This window comes from Streptomyces sp. URMC 127 (assembly GCF_051386535.1).
Classification (GTDB): domain Bacteria; phylum Actinomycetota; class Actinomycetes; order Streptomycetales; family Streptomycetaceae; genus Streptomyces.
Window position 1 is genome coordinate 1 of the sequence record NZ_JBPQTW010000405.1, and the last position, 2,398, is coordinate 2,398.

The following is a 2,398-nucleotide window of genomic DNA, read 5'->3' on the forward strand; positions in this document are numbered from 1 at the left end:
CCTCCTCCGCGGAGTGGCCGGCCCCACCGGAAACCACGGCGACTTGCCGCCCAGGCAATACGAGCGACCCAGGCAGCACAGGGCAATACGTGCGAATCACCCCCCGATCGGTGGAGCCGCTCGCATTGCCGTCACCGGCGCCGCGCCGGGTGCGTAGCGTCATCGCCGCACGGATCGCACGGGCCGCAGGCCTCAGGCCGCACGGGGGAAAGGCGCACGCGGATGACCGAACGCCGGGACGTACTGCGATACGCGGCAGCGGCTGCGGCAACGGCCGGCGCCGCGGGGATCGCGACCGGGGTCCCGGCACCCGCCCTCGCCGCCCACCGGCGCGGCGGGCCCGGCAGCGGGCGCCGCGTGGCCGTGCTGGGCGCGGGCGTCGGCGGCATGACCGCCGCGCACGAGCTCGCCGAGCGCGGCTTCGACGTGACCGTCCACGAGCGGCGCTCCGTGCCCGGCGGGAAGGCCCGGTCCCTGTTCGTCCCGCACACGGGCACCGGCGGCCGCCGCGACCTGCCCGGGGAGCACGGCCACCGCGGCGTGTTCGGCTTCTACCACAACCTGCCCGACACCCTGCGCCGCATCCCGCTCCCCGGCGGCGGCACCGCCTTCGGCAATCTGACCACCGTGCCGTGGACGTTGGTGGCCCGCACCGGGTCCCGCCCCGACATCCCCGTGCCCGTCGCCCCCTGGACGCCCTCCCTCTCCGGCACGGGGCTGCTGGTGAAGTCGCTGGCGGGGCTGCTGGCGGAGTCGCTGCGCCTGCCGCCGGCCGAGGCGCTGTTCTTCGCCGAGCAGGCCGTGATGCTGTTCACCAGCTGCGACGAGCGGCGCTTCGGCCAGTGGGAGCGGGTGGGCTGGTGGGACTTCATCCGCGCCGAGCGGATGTCGGAGGACTACCGGAAGCTGTTCGGCGGCGGCGTGCACATCCTGCAGGCCCTGAGGCCCGCGACCGCCAGCGCCCGCACCTGCGGCCAGGGGCTGGAGGCGATCCTCCTCAACCTGGCCGGGCGCGGCAGCGACGGGCCCTTCACCCGCATCTTCAACGGCCCCACCAGCGAGGCGTGGCTCGACCCGTGGGCGGAGCACCTGCGCTCGCTGGGCGTCCGGTTCGACTTCGGCTGCACGGTCGAGGGCCTGGAGGTGCGCGGCGGCCGGATCGCCGCTGCCCGGGCCCGTACGCGGTCGGGAGGGCGGGGGCGCATCGAGGCCGACTGGTTCGTCGCCGCGGTGCCGTCCGACCGTGCGTCCCGCCTGTGGAACGGCGCGCTGCGCGCGGCGGATCCGCGGCTGGCGGCCATGGACGGGCTGGAGCAGACGTGGTGCAACGGCATCCAGTACTTCCTGCGGCGCCCCGCGCCCGGCATCCGGGGGCACGTCGCCCACATCGACTCCCCGTGGAAGCTGGTGTCGGTCGCCCAGGGGCAGTTCTGGCGCGCCCCGTTCGCGCGCACGTGGGGCGACGGCACGGTCCGGGACGTGCTGTCCGTGGACGTCTCGGACTGGGAGACGCCCGGCATGCTCTACGGCCGGCCGGCCCGGCAGTGCACCCGGGCCGAAGTGGCCCGCGAGGTGTGGGCGCAGATGCGCGCCCACCTGGAGGGCAACGGCCGCGAGGGGCTGGACGACAGCCTCCTGCACTCGTGGTACCTGGACGAGGCGATCAGCGAGGACGGCCGCGGCGGCCTGCGCAACGACGACCCCTTCCTGATGAACACCGCCGGTTCCTGGGACCTGCGCCCCGAGGCCTCGACGGCCGTCGCGAACCTCTTCCTGGCGGCCGACTACGTCCGCACGTACAGCAACGTCGACTTCACGTCGATGGAGACGGCGAACGAGGCCGGGCGGCGGGCGGCCGCGGGCGTGCTGAAGGCGGCGGGAGCCTCAGGCGTCCCGGACGTGCCGACGTTCGCCGGCTACGAGCCGCCGGAGTTCGCCCTGCTGAAGGCCGAGGACCGGCAGCGGTGGCGGCGCGGGCTGCCGCACGTCCTCGACACGGAGCGCCGGCGCTAGGAGCCCTTGCCCTCGACGACGCGCCGGGCCGCCTCGCTCTCCGCCGCGGCCGGCGACAGCTCGCTCAGCGTGTCGAGGTCGGTGTCCTCCCGGAGCTCGGCCTCCCAGGCGGCGGCCAGCTTCTCCTGCTGCTGACGCGGCTGCCTGCGGACCTCCTCGCGGTGGGCCGGGCTCAGGGCCTCCAGGAATCGCGCGACGTCGTCGGTCGGCATGGGCTCTCCCTCGTCCGCGTCGACGGTTCTCCCTCGTGATGCGTCGACGGCTGTCCCCTTCCCGCTGCCGGGAGCTCCCGGACCGGCCCGCCCCGGCCCTTCACCTGAAAGAGGACCGGGCGGGCTCCGGACGACGGACGGCTGCCCGCCCCTCCGCGGCCGGAGGGGCGGGC

2 protein-coding genes are annotated in these 2,398 nt (G+C 75.5%); one reads left to right on the plus strand and one right to left on the minus strand.

What is annotated here, in order from left to right; genetic code table 11:
- The first annotated feature begins 222 nt into the window (after positions 1–222).
- Positions 223–2,013 (plus strand): hydroxysqualene dehydroxylase, encoded by a 1,791-nt coding sequence (locus ACSNOH_RS34490; RefSeq protein WP_436725393.1) that lies wholly within the window; start codon positions 223–225, stop codon positions 2,011–2,013.
- On the opposite strand, the gene ACSNOH_RS34495 is transcribed toward ACSNOH_RS34490, so the two are convergent.
- The gene (locus ACSNOH_RS34495; RefSeq protein ID WP_436725394.1) at positions 2,010–2,225 is read right to left on the minus strand and encodes a hypothetical protein; all 216 of its coding nucleotides are present in this window, start codon (positions 2,223–2,225) and stop codon (positions 2,010–2,012) included. The genes ACSNOH_RS34490 and ACSNOH_RS34495 overlap by 4 nt on opposite strands.
- Positions 2,226–2,398 lie beyond the last annotated feature (173 nt).

Excerpts from the sequence above, each read along its gene's own strand:
- ACSNOH_RS34490 (WP_436725393.1), top strand. The coding sequence starts at position 223 with ATGACCGAACGCCGGGACGTACTGCGATACGCGGCAGCGGCTGCGGCA.
- ACSNOH_RS34495 (WP_436725394.1), bottom strand. The coding sequence starts at position 2,225 with ATGCCGACCGACGACGTCGCGCGATTCCTGGAGGCCCTGAGCCCGGCC.